Annotated in this window: 11 protein-coding genes and 2 rRNA genes; 6 read left to right on the forward strand and 7 right to left on the reverse strand. The window is 61.5% G+C overall.

Going from position 1 to position 17,479, the window contains the following annotated elements; all coding sequences use genetic code 11:
- From JQ46_RS08150 to JQ46_RS08175, 6 genes are all read left to right on the forward strand, one after another.
- On the forward strand, positions 1–1,131 hold a 1,131-nt coding region (locus JQ46_RS08150; protein WP_034987131.1), incomplete at its 5' end, for a DNA repair helicase XPB.
- 37 nt (positions 1,132–1,168) lie between these two features.
- Positions 1,169–1,921 (forward strand): DUF3239 domain-containing protein, encoded by a 753-nt coding sequence (locus JQ46_RS08155; RefSeq protein ID WP_034987133.1) that lies wholly within the window; start codon positions 1,169–1,171, stop codon positions 1,919–1,921.
- 138 nt (positions 1,922–2,059) lie between these two features.
- Positions 2,060–2,836: a LamB/YcsF family protein gene (locus JQ46_RS08160; protein ID WP_034987136.1), complete on the forward strand. Its 777-nt coding sequence runs from the start codon at positions 2,060–2,062 to the stop codon at positions 2,834–2,836.
- A complete protein-coding gene (locus JQ46_RS08165) occupies positions 2,833–4,512 on the forward strand; it encodes a carboxyltransferase domain-containing protein (RefSeq protein WP_034987138.1) in 1,680 nt (559 codons plus the stop codon). The genes JQ46_RS08160 and JQ46_RS08165 overlap by 4 nt, the downstream gene beginning before the upstream one ends.
- Before the next feature lie 83 nt (positions 4,513–4,595).
- Entirely contained in the window at positions 4,596–6,422 is a 1,827-nt protein-coding gene (locus JQ46_RS08170) for an acetyl/propionyl/methylcrotonyl-CoA carboxylase subunit alpha (protein ID WP_034987140.1), read from the forward strand.
- A 14-nt stretch (positions 6,423–6,436) separates the two neighbouring features.
- Positions 6,437–7,081, forward strand: coding sequence for a GntR family transcriptional regulator (locus tag JQ46_RS08175; RefSeq protein WP_034987142.1), 645 nt, complete (start codon positions 6,437–6,439; stop codon positions 7,079–7,081).
- 37 nt (positions 7,082–7,118) lie between these two features.
- Here the strand turns inward: JQ46_RS08175 and JQ46_RS08180 are convergent, their stop codons facing one another.
- The 7 genes from JQ46_RS08180 to JQ46_RS08210 form a co-directional block, all read right to left on the reverse strand.
- Positions 7,119–7,949 (reverse strand): putative hydro-lyase, encoded by an 831-nt coding sequence (locus JQ46_RS08180; RefSeq protein ID WP_051876305.1) that lies wholly within the window; start codon positions 7,947–7,949, stop codon positions 7,119–7,121.
- 53 nt (positions 7,950–8,002) lie between these two features.
- Positions 8,003–9,277 (reverse strand): NRAMP family divalent metal transporter, encoded by a 1,275-nt coding sequence (locus tag JQ46_RS08185; RefSeq protein ID WP_034987144.1) that lies wholly within the window; start codon positions 9,275–9,277, stop codon positions 8,003–8,005.
- Positions 9,278–9,322: 45 nt separating this feature from the next.
- Positions 9,323–10,309: a hypothetical protein gene (locus JQ46_RS08190; protein ID WP_034987145.1), complete on the reverse strand. Its 987-nt coding sequence runs from the start codon at positions 10,307–10,309 to the stop codon at positions 9,323–9,325.
- Between the two features lie 41 nt (positions 10,310–10,350).
- On the reverse strand, positions 10,351–12,990 hold the full coding sequence (locus JQ46_RS08195) for an ABC transporter permease (protein ID WP_034987147.1): 2,640 nt from the start codon (positions 12,988–12,990) through the stop codon (positions 10,351–10,353).
- Between the two features lie 2 nt (positions 12,991–12,992).
- Complete coding sequence (locus JQ46_RS08200; RefSeq protein WP_034987149.1) at positions 12,993–13,745, reverse strand: ABC transporter ATP-binding protein; 753 nt, start codon at positions 13,743–13,745, stop codon at positions 12,993–12,995.
- A 202-nt stretch (positions 13,746–13,947) separates the two neighbouring features.
- Positions 13,948–14,065, reverse strand: a 5S ribosomal RNA gene (gene rrf / locus JQ46_RS08205).
- A 136-nt stretch (positions 14,066–14,201) separates the two neighbouring features.
- Positions 14,202–17,278: ribosomal RNA gene (locus JQ46_RS08210) — 23S ribosomal RNA — on the reverse strand.
- Positions 17,279–17,479 lie beyond the last annotated feature (201 nt).

Raw genomic sequence — 17,479 nt, forward strand, 5'->3', positions numbered from 1 at the left:
CACCCCATCGAGCTGTCGCAGGAACACGAAGAATGGCAGCTGCGCGACTACCAGGAGATGGCGGCCGATAGCTTCTGGGAAGGCGGCTCGGGCGTGGTAGTGCTGCCGTGTGGTGCGGGAAAGACGATGGTCGGCGCGGCCTCGATGGCCAAGGCAAAGGCCACCACCCTGATCCTGGTGACGAACACCGTCGCGGGCAGGCAGTGGAAGGACGAGCTAGTGCGCCGCACCTCCCTGACGGAGGATGAAATCGGCGAATACTCCGGAGAGAAGAAGGAGATCCGCCCCGTGACCATCGCCACCTACCAAGTGGTCACGCGCAAGTCGAAGGGCGAATACCGGGCGCTGGAGCTGTTCGACTCCCGCGACTGGGGCTTAATCATTTACGACGAGGTTCACCTGCTGCCTGCCCCGGTGTTCCGCATGACCTCCGACCTGCAGTCTCGCCGCCGTCTGGGGCTCACCGCCACCCTAGTGCGCGAGGACGGCCGCGAAGGCGACGTATTCAGCCTGATCGGGCCGAAGCGCTATGACGCCCCATGGAAGGACATCGAATCGCAGGGCTGGATCGCCCCGGCGGACTGCACCGAGGTGCGCGTGCAGCTAACCGAGGCCGAGCGGATGGTTTACGCCACCGCCGAGCAATCCGACAAATACCGACTGGCCGCCACCACCCCGACTAAAACGAAGGTAGTGCGCAAGATCATGGAGATGCACCCGGACGAGCCGACGCTCATCATCGGCGCGTACATCGACCAGCTGGAGGAGATCGCCGAGGAGCTGGACGTGCCCGTCATCGACGGCAAGACCGGCAACGCCAAGCGCGAGAAGCTGTACCAGCAGTTCCGCGATGGCGAACTGAAGACGCTGGTGGTTTCCAAGGTGGCGAACTTTAGCATCGACCTGCCCGGCGCGTCCGTGGCCATCCAGATCTCCGGCACGTTCGGCTCGCGGCAGGAGGAGGCTCAGCGGCTGGGCCGTATTCTGCGCCCGAAGCCGGACGGAGGCGGGGCGTTTTTCTACTCCATCGTCGCGCGTGACACACTAGACGCAGATTATGCCGCGCACCGCCAGCGTTTCCTGGCTGAGCAGGGCTACGGCTACCGCATCGTCGACTCTTTCGACCTTTAGAATCTTCTGAGACCGATCCTCTGTTTTAAGGAGCCCCATGTCCGCCGCCCAGCAACCGATGCAGGTTGACTTCCACTTCGACGTCGACGAGGAGTACGCCCGCAAGCACAACGAGTTCCTGCGCGATGCGAAGCGTATGCAGGTTTCGGCGGGCGTGCTGGCCGCCGTCCTGGCAGTGATCGTGGCCGTGCTGCTGATCACCGCGGGCTTTCAGTGGTGGGCTCTAGCGATTAGCTTCGCGCTGGGTGTGTTCGCGCTACTGTGCCTGATCCTGATTCCGGTGCTGCCGCGCAAGATGGGCACGCCGCAGCAGTACTTCGACATGTACCAGCTGGCCCCGGCGATGATCGCGGAGGTCAATGCGCGCGACATGGTGCTGCTGATGCTTGTGGACGCCTCTATCGAGCCAGCGAAGACCGTTCCCGCCCTGGCGTACCGCACGGTGACCTCTGTGCCGGGTGTTCCCCGCGAGGTCGGTGCGCGAGTGCCGTCCATGGCCGTAACCGGCTACCGGCCGACGCGCGGCCCGAAGGTGTACGAGGAGATCTCTCCCATGCCGGTGGCGTGGGGCACTGGGGATGCAAAGGTGTGGAAGCGCGCGGAGCGGGCGATCGGCACGAACCTGTGGAATCGCCTGGAGGGTCTGCTGGACCAAGTGGACAAGGCCAAGCAGGCCAACCGCAGCGTGTACATCCTGGAAGACGGCACCCAGGCTGGCACTAAGGCTGCGGGCAAGGCTGACGCCAAGAAGGCTAAGCAGGACAACAGGGACAAGCGGGATAAAAAATAACGCAGGTCACCGTTGCAACAAGTGGGTGATTGATTTCACAATGGTTGTGTAGGTCACTAAACTGGCACGCACATTGTTGAACAATCCGGCCGGAAGTGCGGCTCCCCGCACTCCCCGGCCACGCAAGGAGTCGATCGCATGTCCACCACCCGCAGTCCGCTTTCCATCGACCTGAACGCCGACCTCGGAGAAACGACCGGCGGCAACCCCGTCAGCGACGACGCCGCAATGGTAGCCATCGTCTCCAGCGCAAACGTCGCCTGCGGCTTCCACGCCGGCGATGCCCACGCGATCTCCAACACCCTGGCCGCCGCAGCGGAGAACAACGTCTCCGTCGGCGCGCACGTCGGCTACAACGACCAGGCTGGTTTCGGCCGCCGTTTCATCGACTACTCCCCCGCCGAGCTGGCAGACGAAGTTCTCTACCAGATCGGCGCCCTCAACGCGCTGGCTAAGGCGCGCGGCACGCAGGTGCGCTACGTCAAGCCCCACGGCGCGATGTACAACACGATCGTCCACAACGAGGCCCAGGCCAAGGCCGTCATCGAGGGCATCAAAGCCTTCGGGGCGGACCTACCCGTGATGCTGCTGCCCGGCGCGGTTGCCGCCAACTACGCGGAGAAGGCCGGCCTGCGCGTGATCAACGAGGTCTTCGCCGACCGCGCTTACAACCCGGACGGCACGCTGGTTTCCCGCCGCGAGAACGGTGCCGTTCTGCACGACCCGGAGGTCGTTGCCCGCCGCGTGGTGCGCATGGCCGAGGAAGGCACGATCGAAGCCATCGACGGCTCCACCATCCGCACCGCCGCCGATTCCGTGTGTGTCCACGGCGATTCCCCCGGCGCGGTCGCCATGGCAGAGCGCATCGCCGCCGAACTGCAGTCCAACAACATCACCATCGGGAGCTTCCTGTGAGCCACACCGTTTCCCCCGTCGGCACCCGCGCCGTCATCGTAGACCTACCCGACCTGGACACAGTGATGTCCTGGCACGCCTCGCTCGTAGCCAGCCCCTTGCCCGGTCAGGTCGAGGCCATCGCCGCGGCGCGCACTGTACTTGTTTGTTTTGACGCCCACACCTCCGCCATCACCGGCTTGAACACCCTGCGGGAATTCCACCCGCAGAGCTCTACGAAGGCCAACCCGCGGGAAGTCACCATCGACGTCGTCTACGACGGCGAGGATCTGGCGGATGTCGCGGAGCTGATGGGCATCTCCACCGAGGAGCTCATCACCCGCCACACCCAGCAGCAGTGGTTGGCGGCCTTCGGTGGCTTCGCCCCGGGCTTTACCTACTGCGTGCCGGCTGCAGGCGACCAGTCCTACACCTGGGATGTAGCCCGCCGCAGCTCTCCGCGCACTGCCGTTCCGGCCGGTGCGGTGGGCTTGGCCGGACAGTTCTCCGCCGTCTATCCCCGCACCTCTCCCGGCGGCTGGCAGCTGCTGGGTCACACCACGCAGCCAATGTGGGATACGAATGCTGAGCAGCCCGCGCTGCTGCAGCCGGGCGATACTGTGCGCTATCGCCAGGTACGCGAATCCATCAGCGTTGAGGCTGGCTCCGCAGAGGAGGCCACGGCCGGCGCGCGCGTGGGGGCGTCACAAGACAAGAAACCTATCGTCCCTGTCCGGCCGAGCGTAAAGGTCTTGGACGCAGGGCTGCAGACCCTGTTTCAGGACACGGGACGTGCCGGCCACGGCGACATCGGCGTGAACGGTTCCGGCGCAATCGATCGAGCGAGCGCTTGGGCGGCGAACGACGTAGTCGGCAACGCCTCGAGTGCAACTGTGCTGGAGAGCATCGGCGGCATTGAACTGGAGGCACTGGTGGATACCGCAGTGTGCGTGACCGGCGCGCGGGCGAGCGTATCGATCGGCCGGCGCACCTTCGAACTGGGTGCACCGGTGGAAGTGAAAGCTGGGCAGACGCTGAAGGTAGAACCCGTCGGCGGGGCGGGCAACGGGCTACGCAACTACGTGGCCGTGCGCGGCGGACTGTTGACGGACGAGGTTCTGGGCTCCAACTCCACCGACATCCTCTCAGGCCTGGGCCCAGAGCCCGTGGCCACCGGCGACGTGTTGAAGGCCGGGCGCCGCACCGCCCGAGCTTCCGTCGGCACCGCGACCACCAACCCCTTTGACGGCACAAACGTGCTGCGCTGTGTGGCCGGACCGCGCGACGACTGGTTCGGCAAGGCAGAGGTGCAGCGATTCACCGAGATCGAATGGACCGTGACTGGGCAGTCGAACCGTGTGGGGCTGCGGCTGGCGCTGGCGGAGAGCGCCGACGGCAGCGAGGGCACAGAAGACACAGCGCCTGAGCCTTTGCAGCGCAGCCACGACGGCGAGCTAGCAAGTGAGGGCATGGTCAGCGGCAGCATTCAGGTTCCGCCGAATGGATTGCCCGTGGTGTTCCTGGCAGACCACCCGGTAACCGGCGGCTACCCCGTGATCGCCACCGTCATCGACAAAGACCTAGACAAGGCCGGCCAGCTGGCACCGGGAGACACGGTGCGCTTCGAGCTGATCGACTTCGCACAGCAGGCAAGCGCTGGCAATGCATCGCGAGCGGGCACGCCCCAAGCTAAGTAGTACAACCCGACACAACACTTAAATACGGCCAGAACAACGACGTCAAAGACTACAAGACGACAAGACCAACAAGGAACGAACCCATGAGCCAAGAGAACTTCCCGCTACAGACCGTCCTCATCGCCAACCGCGGCGAGATCGCCATTCGCATCGCCCGCGCCGCCCGGGACCTCGGCATCCGCTCCATCGCCGTCGTCTCCGAGGCGGACGTGGACAACCTGCACGCGAAGATCGCCGACGAGGCCTACACCCTGCCCGGCAACACCGCCGCCGAGACATACATGAACATCCCGGCCCTGCTGGATATCGCCCTGCGCGCCGGCGCGGACTGCGTGCACCCCGGCTACGGCTTCCTTTCCGAGAATGCGGACTTCGCCCGCGCTGTCGCGGAGGCGGGCTTGACCTGGGTCGGCCCTGCGCCGGAAGCCATCGAGACTCTGGGCAATAAGGTTGCCGCCCGCGCCCTGGCCACTGAGGTCGGCGCCCCGCTAGCACCCGGCACCCCGGATCCGATTCCGAACTGGGAGCAGGCCCGCGATTTCGCCGACGAACACGGTATGCCCATTGCCATCAAGGCTGCATTCGGCGGCGGCGGCCGTGGCCTGAAGGTCGTGCACGACTACAACGACATCGAGGCCGCCTTCGAGTCCGCAGGTCGCGAGGCCAAGGCAGCGTTTGGCCGTGGCGAGTGCTACGTGGAGAAGTTCCTGACCAAGCCCCGCCACGTGGAGGCGCAGGTGCTGGCCGATACGCACGGCAACGTACGCGTTGTTGGCACGCGCGATTGCTCGGTGCAGCGCCGCTTCCAGAAGCTCGTCGAGGAGGCCCCGGCGCCGTTCCTGACGGATAAGCAGCGCACCGACATCATCGAGGGCTCCCGCTCCATCTGCCAGGCTGCGAACTATACGGGCGCGGGCACGGTGGAGTTCATCGTCGCCGAGGACGGCACCGTCAGCTTCCTGGAGGTCAACACCCGCGTGCAGGTCGAGCACCCGGTCACCGAGGCTGTGACGGGCGTGGACATCGTCGGTGAGCAGTTCCGCATCGCCGCCTGCCTGCCGCTGAGCTTCGATGAGGATCCGGTCAGCGACGGCCACGCCTTCGAGTTCCGCATCAACGCGGAGGACGCCGCCAATGGCTTCGTCCCCTCCCCTGGCACCGTCACCCAGTTCGAGGTTCCGACGGGCCCCGGCATCCGTGTGGACGCGGGCGTGCGTTCTGGCTCTACGATCCCCGGTTTCTACGATTCCCTGATGGCCAAGCTGATCGTCAAGGGCCCGAACCGCGAGGTTGCCCTGCGCCGCGCCCAGGCTGCCCTCGCCGAGATGCGCATCCAGGGTGTGCGCACCGTACTGCCGTTCCACAAGGACATCGTCACCCACCCCGCCTTCTGCGGCGACGATCTGCACGTCTACACCGACTGGGTGGATAAGGAGTACGAGCCGGGCATTGGCGCAGGATATGCCGGTTCTTCCCCGGAGGACGTCGAGGATGCCTACACCGAGCGCACCACTCTTACCGTGGAGATCGACGGCCGCCTGCACCGCGTGAGCCTTCCTTCTTCCTTCGGTGTTGCCGCCGCTGGTTCTTCTGGTGCGGACGCCACCTCGGCCTCCCCCGCGACCGGTTCCAGCGCGGCCGCTGGTAACTCCGGCGCGGACGCCTCGGCGGGTAGCTCCGCCGGTGGCAGCACCGACGCTAACGCCGTGGTGTGCCCGTACACCGGTGTGCTGGTGAAGTGGCAGGTCGCCGATGGCGATTCCGTGGAGGTCGGCCAGCCGATCGCCACTATCGAGGCCATGAAGATGGAATCCACGGTGGAGGCCAAGTCCGCCGGCACCATCACGCTGGCGCAGCTGAATCCGGGCGACAATGTGTCGAAGGGTGACGCACTGGGGCACATTGCGTAATAAGCTGTACTGCTATGCACTCCCAGTCGGCCATCGCGCATTCAGCTCTCCTTGACGGCATCGCCTCCGGCGCCTATCTACCGGGCGAGAAGCTCAATGAGGTGAACGTGGCCCAGTCGCTGGGGATCTCCCGCAACACTTTGCGGGAGGCTTTCGCCACCTTGGTTTCGGAGGGGCTGCTGGAGCGGATCCCCAACCGGGGTGTTTTTATCGCGGAGCCCACTCGCGAGGACTTGGCCGACATGTACGCCGCCCGCATGGTGTTAGAGCCGGGGGCTCTGTTGTGGGGCCGACGGGAAGGGCTGGACGAGTTGGATGGGATCGTCGCCAGCGCAGAAAAACTGCGGGATTCCGCCGGTTCGAACGCCAGCGAGGAGGACATCCGCGCGATTGCGGATGCGAATCAGGATTTTCACCGCGCTATTGTCGCCAGCGCTGGGTCGGCGGGGTTGAATCACTCGATGGATCGCATTTTGGCGCAGATGCGCCTGGGTTTCGCCCGCGCCAACCGGCTAAACCACCAGTTCCATGTGGAGTTCATTGCACAGAACCGCACGGTGACGGACCTAATCGCGGAGCAACGCTGGGAGTTGGCGGCTAACCAGCTGGCCGGGTTCCTGCAGCGCACGACCGATAACATCGAGCGCTACTTCGGCTAGCGTGACCCGCCCGGGGTGCGGGATCAGAGGCGCGGACTCAGGGCACCTGGTACTGCAGGTCGCGCGCGTCGGTGATCAGCATGTGCCCTGGCGCGTGGCAGATCGCAAATTCTGGCTTGGATTCCATCACCACCGATTGCGGGGTCACTCCGCAGGCCCAGAACACGGGGATCGTGCCGGCGGGGATGTCCACGGCCTCGCCGAAATCGGGGCTGTTCACGTCCTGGATGCCAATGGCCGCGGGATCGCCCACGTGCACAGGGGCGCCATGCACCGCCGGGTAGCGGGAGGTAATCCGCACTGCATCGGCTACTTGGGCGGCGGGGATGGGGCGCATGGAGACGACCATCGGGCCGGAGAACACCCCGGCGGGGTGGGTGGGGATGTTCGTGCGATACATGGGCACGTTCTTACCCTGGGCGATGTGCTCCACTGGCACGCCGTTATCCAGCAGCGCGGTCTCGAAGGTAAAGGAGCAGCCGATGATGAAGCTGACTAGATCGTCGCGCCACACGTCGCGCACGTCCGGAACCTCGCGGTCCAGCTGGCCGTTGCGGTACACGCGGTACAGCGGAATATCGCTGCGGATGTCCCCGTCTGCCAGCAGCTCGGAGGAAACCTGTCCGGCTTCCAGCACGCCGAGCAGCGGGCATGGTTTCGGGTTGCGCTGGGCAAACAGCAGGAAGTCGAATGCTTGCTCTTGGGGCAGGGTGATCAGGTTCGCCTGCGCATAACCCCGCGAGTAGCCCGAGGTGTGGGCCACAGTGCCGCCGCGGAAGATCTGACGCGCCTGCTGTGGCGAGAGCGTGCCCGGGTTCTCCTGGTGCTCCTGCTCCACAACTTCCTGTCGTGCAATGTTGTCTGGCATCTCCGCGGCTCCCTTTCCTTTCTTGGGCCTTGTGCCCTATGCCCTGATTCTTCTTACGCCCAGATGCCCGGCAGCTTGCTCATAGAGTTCCAGCCCAGGTACAGCGTCAGCAGCCAGGTCACGAAGCCAAGGATGAGCAGCCAGGTTGGGTACTTGTAGTTCTGCAGCAGGTCGCGGCGGCGCCAGGCCACCCACAGAACGACAGCGAAGCCGATCGGTAGGATCAGGCCATTGAAAGCACCGGCGAAGATCAGCAGCTTCTGCGGAGCCTGGTTCAGGATCAGGTAGATCACAGCACACACGGCGATGAAGGCCACGACCAGCCAATTGAAGGTGGACTTCTTCATCGACTGCGGGGTAACGAAGGTCAGGGAGGTGTAGGAAGCACCCACCACAGAGGTCAGACCTGCGGCCCATAGCACCACACCGAAGAAGCGCACGCCGATGTCGCCGGCGGCGTGACGGAATGCGTCTGCGGCCATGTTGTCTCCGGCCAGCGTCACGCCCGAAGCGACCACGCCCAGGATCGCCAGGAACAGCAGTGCGCGCATAATGCCGGTCATGATGATGCCAGAGACCGAAACCTTGGTGATCGTGTTGACGTTCTGCACGCCAGTCTGCCCGGAATCAATCATGCGGTGCGCACCCGCGAAGGTGATGTAGCCGCCGACGGTACCGCCGATGAGGGTGGTGATCACCAGGAAGTCCACCTCGCTCGGCGCCACGGTGTTCTTCAAGGCCTCACCCAGCGGTGGTGCGGAAACGACTGCGACGTAGATCATCAGCAGGATCATGATGGCACCCAGGCCGACGACAATGCGGTCCAGTGCCATGCCCGCGCGCTTCGACAGGAAGATAAAAATGGCGATCGCTGCGGACAACCCGCCGCCTAGCAGTGGATCCCAGCCGAGCATCGCGTTGACACCCAGGCCCGTTCCGCCGATATTGCCAATGTTGAAGATCAGCCCGCCGATGAACACGAACGCTGCCATGACCCAGCCGAGCCCCGGCAGAACCTCATTGCCCAACTCGTTGGCACGCTTGCCGGATACACCCAGCACGCGCCAAACGTTCAGCTGAATGGCGATGTCCACCAGGATCGAAACGAGGATTGCAAACGCGAATGCCGCGCCCATCTCCACCGTGAACACGGTGGTTTGGGTGATGAATCCCGGGCCAATGGCACTGGTGGCCATGAGGAACATTGCGCCCAGCGACGCTGTGAATGTAGCCGCGCGGGCAGCTTCGGGCTTGCCGCCTACGGGCGTGCTGTCTGCGGGTGTGCTGGCTGCGGGCGTGCCGCCCTCGTACTCGTCTGTATTCGACATGTCGGCGCCTTTCTATGAGTGATTTGTATCACTTTAGAATGTTGTTCAACAATCCGCAACTACCTTCCGCAGCCAATCCGCCAAGTCGTCCACCCGCTGCCGCCACACCGCGGGAGCAGCAATGATGTGCTCACTGTCGCACTCATAAAACTGCACCTCGGGGTCGCTTTCCTCGAAGTACTTCTTAATGACGCCACCCGCGGTTCCCCGACTGTCGAATCTCGCAAGGGAGACTGCCGTGGGCACCCCTGCAATATCCACCGCGAACCCCTCCGGGATTCGCGGGCTGAGCGCCGCCAGGAAATCCAGCTTAAAATCCAGCCCCAGAGCCGAACTCGTTACCGTCCCCACTACCTGCCCCGCGGCCACCAGCCCACTGCCGAATACGACCAGACCGAAAGCCTTCGGCGCCAGCTCCGCCTTGACCTGCGCGACTGCTTCCGCCACGTCCTGCTGCGTCAAGTCCCAGGATCCGTAGCCGGGCAGCGGATACGTCAGATCCACAATGGTCACCCCGGAACGCTCCGCGAGCGCAGCGAAGAGGGGAAGCCAGAACTGGTCATGGCTTGCACCGTCACCGAACCAGCCCGGTCCCCCGTGCAGGCTGACGGCTACGGCCCCGGTGGGATCAGGGGGCGTCAATACCGTTCCAACAACCCCATCCGGCAGCGCGGAGTACTGCGATGTCCAAGGTTCGGCCCGCACCTGGGAGGTAAAGGCGACGTGCGGCATGCGGTGGTCCAGCCCCGCGCCCAGGACCAGCAAGCTGCTATGCGCCAGCAGGTCGGGCACACGTGCCCACATGCGCTCCGTCTCGTCCACCAGCTCCGCGGGGACGGGGCAAGACTGATCCTTGTAGGGAATCCCCTCGTCGTTGACGAGGGAGCTGAAGATCTCCGGATAATTATCCTCAAAGAAGTTGTTGAGCTGCTCCAGCTGCTGCTGGGCGCTCAGCGGTTCCACGCCAGCCTGCACGTCGACGCCAGTACCGGGCAGGTTAACAATGTCGGAGTTCGGGGTCTGCTCGCTCATGGTTAGCCATTGTAGTTTCGACGCCGGACAAGGTTCCCGCTTTAGTCGGCAATCGCCTCCAGCGGGGAGGTCTTCGCCGCCTTGTGCGCCGGCCACAACGCGGCCAGCACGCCCACGATGCCGGAGCCCACAATCATGCCAACCAGCAGCTGCCACGGCAGGACCGCGCTATCCAAACCTTCGGAGGCCAGCACCTTCACGAAGACCCAACCCAGCCCCACGCCGATGAGCACGCCCACTAGCGCGCCATAGATTGCGATCTGTACAGCCTCGAGAGTGATCATGCGGCGTACCTGCCTGCGGAACATGCCCACTGCGCGCAGCATGCCGATCTCCTGCCGACGTTCGATCACGTTCAGTGCCAAGGTATTGATGATGCCCAGGATCGCCACCAGGATCGACAGCGCCAGCATGGCGTTGAGGATCATTAGCATCTGGTCGATGCCGCTGGAGACGGTACCCGCGTACTCGGTGGGGGTAAGCACGTCGGCCACGATGAACGGCTCCACGGCTTTGCTCACGTTGTCCTTCAGATCCTTTTCGCTGATGTTCCCATCGCCGTGGACGAGAATCTGCAAGATGCTCAGGTCCTCAGTCTCGTCGAGGGGCTTGCCCTGCCCCATATAGGGCTTCAGCGCGGCCTCGTTGAGCAGCGTCTGCGACTGCAGCGGCTCGGTGTAGATACCCAGCAGCTTGATCTTGCCCATTTCGCCCTGACCAACGCGGTACATCGGCACCTCGTCGCCGACCTTCCACTTCATGGCCTTGGCCTTACCCTCGGAGGCGTAGAAGCCCGGCTCGTCGGACTTCAGCTCCTCGCCCAGGGACTTCAGCCCCATGGACTTACCGAGCGGCCCCTTGAAGTAGAACGCATACATTCCCGCGTACGTCACGTTGCTTTCGGCCATGGGCTTGCCCACGCTGACAGGCGCCACCCCCAGGGTGGAGTGCGAGCTCACACCGTTGGCTTCGTCCACGGCCTTCTCCACGCCCTGCGGCAGTGGGAAACCCTGGTTCTGCGGACCACTGACCACCAGGTCGGACTTCACCGTGTCGCCAATCATGTCCTCCATGGCGTTCTTCATCGTCGCGCCGACCATGCCGAACGCCGCCACCAGCGCCACGCCCAAGGTCAGGGCAAACGCTGTTGTTGCGGTGCGTCGCGGGTTCCTGCGCGAGTTTGTGGACGCCAACTTTCCAATCGCCCCAAATGGAGCGCCCAAGACGCGCCCCAGTGCCGGGACGATTGGAATGGATAGCGCTGGAGAGACCAGGAAAGTACCGACAATCACCAACAGCGAACCGACACCCAAGATGCTCGCCCGAGCACCCGTATCGGCGTCCTTAAGAACAAGAGCGGCAATCGCGGCAACGACGCCAAGTAGGAAGACGATGGCGCCGGCGATGGTGCGCAGCTTCAGGGGCGACGAGCTTGAGACATCGCCCGAACGCATCGCCTCGACCGGGTGCACGCGACCGGCACGGCGCGCCGGCGACCATGCGGAAACCACGGTGATGAGCACACCGATGACGAGGGGCAGGATCACCGCTTGCGGGGTGAGGCTGAGCCCAGTACTCGGCAGGCCGAACCCGGCCATGTCCATGATTGCGAAGATGCCCTTGGCAAGGCCCATTCCGGCCACGATGCCCAACGCCGAACCGACGAGGCCAACCAGAACGGCCTCGAAGACAACCGAGGTCGTCAGCTGGCTGCGGGAGGCGCCCAGGGAGCGCAGCAGGGCGAACTCCCGCATGCGCTGGGCGACGACCATGGAGAAAGTATTGGCGATGATGAACGCGCCCACCAGCAGGCTGACGAGGGCGAAGGCCAGCAGGAAGTAGTTGACGAAGCTGAGGCCGTCCTGGATCTCCTTGGTGGCTTGCTCGACGATCGAGTCGCCGGTGACGACCTTGAGTTCCGGGAATTCTTCCTGGACAGAGTCCTTAAGCTGCTCCGCGGTCACGCCGTCGATAGCGGACAGCCAAAAACCGTCGGGGAAGGTTCCGTTGGTATAGCGGTCGATATAGACATCAGTGTCAAGCGCCAGGCCGAGGTAGCCGCCCACGGAAAAGTCAGTGTCGTAGATTCCGACGATCTTGTAGTCATGGCTGTCGCGGACGTCGATGGCTTTCAGAGTGTCACCGATATGCACGCCGTGCTTCTCGGCAGCATCGGTGTTGATCATCGCCTCTTTCTCGCCCTTCGGCTCGCGACCATCGGCCACGGTGATGGTGGGGCCGGGTGCGTTTTCGCCGGTGTCGTTGGGAAACAGCACCGAGGGAGCACCACCGGTACTCAGCTGCTTACCGTCCTTGGCGATGACGGCAATGGTTTCGGATGCCATGGCAACGCTTTTGACATCCTCGTTGTCCTCTAACTTGCTTCGTGTTTCCTGCGTGATCGGCTTGGTCGGATCCTTCTGCGTTACTTCGACATCTACAGCGGAATAAACGTTTTCGAATACCCCGTCGAAGGACTTCTGCATCATGTCGGTGAACATGGAGGAACCGGAGATAAACGCGGTTCCCAACACCACTGCGATGATGGTCAGCAGGAAGCGTACCTTGTTTGCCAGCACGCTGCGGTAGGAGACCTTCGCGACGGCACGTGCGTGGCTGCTGTTGGACTTGCCGGCATCGGTTGAGCCACCATGTTTCTGGCTACGAGTAGCGTTGGGCATGACTAGTGCTCCTCCAGCTTGCCCATGACCCCGAGGATGGCGTCTACGTCCGGCTTTTCAAGCTCGTCTGCGATTCGTCCGTCGGCGAGGAAAACCACCCTGTCTGCATACGAGGCAGCTTTCGGGTCGTGGGTGACGATGACGACAGTCTGATTGTCCTTGTCCACGGCGTTGCGCAGGATGCTAAGGACTTCTGCGGAGCTGTTGGAATCCAAGTTGCCGGTCGGCTCGTCGCCGAAGATGATCTCGGGCTGGGAGACCAGGGCGCGTGCGCAGGCGACGCGCTGTTGTTGGCCACCCGAGAGTTCGGACGGTCGGTGGTCTAGGCGGTCCTTGAGGCCGAGGCGTACGACGACCTCGTCGAACCACTCTTGGTTCACTTTGCGGCCGGCGATGTCCAACGGCAGAGTGATGTTCTCTTTGGCAGTGAGGGTAGGAACCAGGTTGAAAGATTGGAAGATAAAGCCCAGGCGGTCACGCCGCAGGGTCGTGGTCTGCTTGTCGTTAAGCGTGGAGATGTCGGTGTCTCCGATGTAGGCCTTTCCACTTGTGATGGAATCGAGGCCTGCCATGCAGTGCATGAGAGTAGATTTGCCGGAACCACTAGGCCCCATGATCGCAGTGAACTGCCCGTCGTGGAAGTCGATGGAGATACCGTCGAGCGCTTTTACTTCGGTCTCTCCGTGACCATAGATCTTCCGTACATCTACGGCGCGTGCGGCGCTGTCCAATTGTTTGTTCTCAGAGTGCTTCATCAGCGTTGCTCCCAAGTAGTCCGGTAGCTATCCACTGTTTGTGGGGTTTAATAGCCAAAATGGTTCGTCGTTAAGCATCTATTTAGACAACCCAATTATATGCGTCGGCGTTTCACCCCGGGAGACTATGCGAGCGAACGCAAAAAGGCTCGGAGCACTTTCCAACTAAGGAAAGGCTCCGAGCCTCATTATCTAGTTTTAGTGCCGGCGGTGACTTACTCTCCCACACCCTCCCAGGTGCAGTACCATCAGCGCAGGTAGGCTTAGCTTCCGGGTTCGGAAAGGGACCGGGCGTGACCCCACCGCTAACAACCACCGACAAACCAATAATCAGAACAAAACACACACCCAACCAAACCCACCGGTTTGCTGGTGTGTCGTGCCGTTCCAGACACTGCATAACAGACGCGAGCACACTCACAATGCGACAAGAAATCAAAACCCTAGCACACAAATAATGTGTTGAACATCGGCTAATTAGTACCGGTCACCTCCATCACTCACATGACTTCCAGATCCGGCCTATCAACCCCATAATCTACAGGGAACCTCAAAAGAAACCTCATCTCAGAACAGGCTTCCCGCTTAGATGCTTTCAGCGGTTATCCCTCCCATACGTAGCCAACCAGCCATGCCACGGGCGTGACAACTGGCCCACCAGAGGTATGTCCGTCCCGGTCCTCTCGTACTAGGGACAGCCTTCTACAAGTTTCAACGCGCACGGCGGATAGAGACCGAACTGTCTCACGACGTTCTAAACCCAGCTCGCGTGCCGCTTTAATGGGCGAACAGCCCAACCCTTGGGACCTACTCCAGCCCCAGGATGCGACGAGCCGACATCGAGGTGCCAAACCATCCCGTCGATATGGACTCTTGGGGAAGATCAGCCTGTTATCCCCGGGGTACCTTTTATCCGTTGAGCGACACCGCTTCCACAAGCCGGTGCCGGATCACTAGTCCCTACTTTCGTACCTGCTCGACCTGTCAGTCTCACAGTCAAGCTCCCTTGTGCACTTACACTCAACACCTGATTGCCAACCAGGCTGAGGGAACCTTTGGGCGCCTCCGTTACACTTTGGGAGGCAACCGCCCCAGTTAAACTACCCACCAGGCACTGTCCCTAACCCGGATCACGGGCCGAGGTTCAGATGCCCAATCCGATCAGAGTGGTATTTCACCAACGACTCCACAACCACTAGCGTAGCCGCTTCACAGTCTCCCACCTATCCTACACAAACCGAACCGAACACCAATACCAAGCTATAGTGAAGGTCCCGGGGTCTTTTCGTCCTGCCGCGCGTAACGAGCATCTTTACTCGTACTGCAATTTCACCGGGCCTGTGGTTGAGACAGCAGGGAAGTCGTTACGCCATTCGTGCAGGTCGGAACTTACCCGACAAGGAATTTCGCTACCTTAGGATGGTTATAGTTACCACCGCCGTTTACTGGGGCTTAAATTCTCCGCTTCGGACAAAAGTCCTAACAGGTCCTCTTAACCTTCCAGCACCGGGCAGGCGTCAGTCCGTATACATCGACTTACCCGTCTTCGCACGGACCTGTGTTTTTAGTAAACAGTCGCTTCCCTCTATTCTCTGCGACCACCACCAGCTCAACACGTCGTTCACCAGCAGTGGCACCCCTTCTCCCGAAGTTACGGGGCCATTTTGCCGAATTCCTTAACCACAGTTCACCCGAACGCCTTAGTATTCTCTACCTGACCACCTGTGTCGGTTTACGGTACGGGCCGTACATGCACTCACTAGAGGCTTTTCTCGACAGCATAGGATCACCAACATCCCCACAACGGGTACGCATCACGCCTCACCCACATGCAGGACGGATTTACCTAATCCTGCGGGCCACACGCTTACACCACAATCCAATCAGTGGCTTGGCTACCTTCCTGCGTCACCCCATCGCTTGGCTACTACCAGATCAGGTCCCACGCATCCACACACCACACACACAAAGTGCATGTGACACGCTTCAGGGTGGTTAGTATCACTGATTCACCATTGGTCGCACACACACGGGTACGGGAATATCAACCCGTTAACCATCGACTACGCCTGTCGGCCTCGCCTTAGGACCCGACTCACCCTGGGAAGATTAGCTTGACCCAGGAACCCTTAGTCATCCGGCGGATACGTTTCACACGCATCATTCGCTACTCATGCCTGCATTCTCACTCGCATAACCTCCACCACACGGTCACCCGGCAGCTTCCACGATCACACGACGCTCCCCTACCAACCCAACCAAAAGATTGAGTTCCGCGGTTTCGGCGGTGTACTTGAGCCCCACTACATTGTCGGCGCAGAACCACTCGACCAGTGAGCTATTACGCACTCTTTCAAGGATGGCTGCTTCTAAGCCAACCTCCTGGCTGTCTTCGCGATCCCACATCCTTTTCCACTTAGCACACTCTTAGGGGCCTTAACCGGCGATCTGGGCTGTTTCCCTCTCGACTAACGAAGCTTATCCCCCGCAGTCTCACTGCCGCATTCTGACTTACCGGCATTCGGAGTTTGGCTGACGTCGCTAAGATGATAGTCCCGCTCAACCAACCAGTAGCTCTACCTCCGGCAAGAAACACACGACGCTGCACCTAAATGCATTTCGGGGAGAACCAGCTATCACGGAGTTTGATTGGCCTTTCACCCCTACCCACAACTCATCCCCTCAGTTTTCAACCTAAGTGGGTTCGCGCCTCCACAGCCTCTTACAGCTGCTTCACACTGGCCATGGGTAGATCACCCCGCTTCGGGTCCAGGACACGCCACTAAAAACACCCTCATTAGGATTCGGTTTCCCTACGGCTACCCCACAACACGGGTTAACCTCGCGACATGCCGCTGACTCGCAGGCTCATTCTTCAAAAGGCACGCCATCACCCTCTAAAAGGCTCTGACGGCTTGTAGGCACACGGTTTCAGGTACTATTTCACTCCCCTCCCGGGGTACTTTTCACCATTCCCTCACGGTACTCATACACTATCGGTCACAATAAGTATTCAGGCTTACCGGGCGGTCCCGGCAGATTCACAGCAGATTCCACGAGCCCGCTGCTACTCGGGTACATCATGTCAACCCCAACACCACATGCTTTCACGTACCGGACTCTCACCGTCTACGGCAGGCCATTCCAAACCACTTCCGCTAACACATGACACCAGGGCACGGCATGGCAGCACCGCACAACACAACCCCACAACCCCACACACGCAACCCCTGCCAGGTATCACACGCATGCAGTTTAGCCAAAATCCACGTTCGCTCGCCGCTACTAGCAGAATCATTATTATTTTCTTCTCCTACGGGTACTAAGATGTTTCACTTCCCCGCGTTACCACCACACAAACTATGAATTCATCCATGCAGCGACCACACACAACTGTGGCCAGGTTTCCCCATTCGGACACCCTCGGATCAACGCTCGATTGACAACTCCCCGAGGACTATCGCGGCCTTCCACGTCCTTCATCGGCTTATCATGCCCAAGGCATCCACCGTGCGCCCTTCACAGACAACACACAAATACTAAGACACCCACACACCAACCACACAAACAAAACATCCATGCAGCCAGCGCGTGAACAACAATGATTTCAAACAAAAATCACAAAAAAGAAGATACTCGCGTCCACTATACAGTTCTCAAACAACACTGAACACCCACAACACACAAACAACCACACAGAAGTGATCATCCGCCCATTAGCAAGCATCCACACA

This window comes from Corynebacterium jeikeium (assembly GCF_000738175.1).
GTDB lineage: Bacteria > Actinomycetota > Actinomycetes > Mycobacteriales > Mycobacteriaceae > Corynebacterium > Corynebacterium jeikeium_C.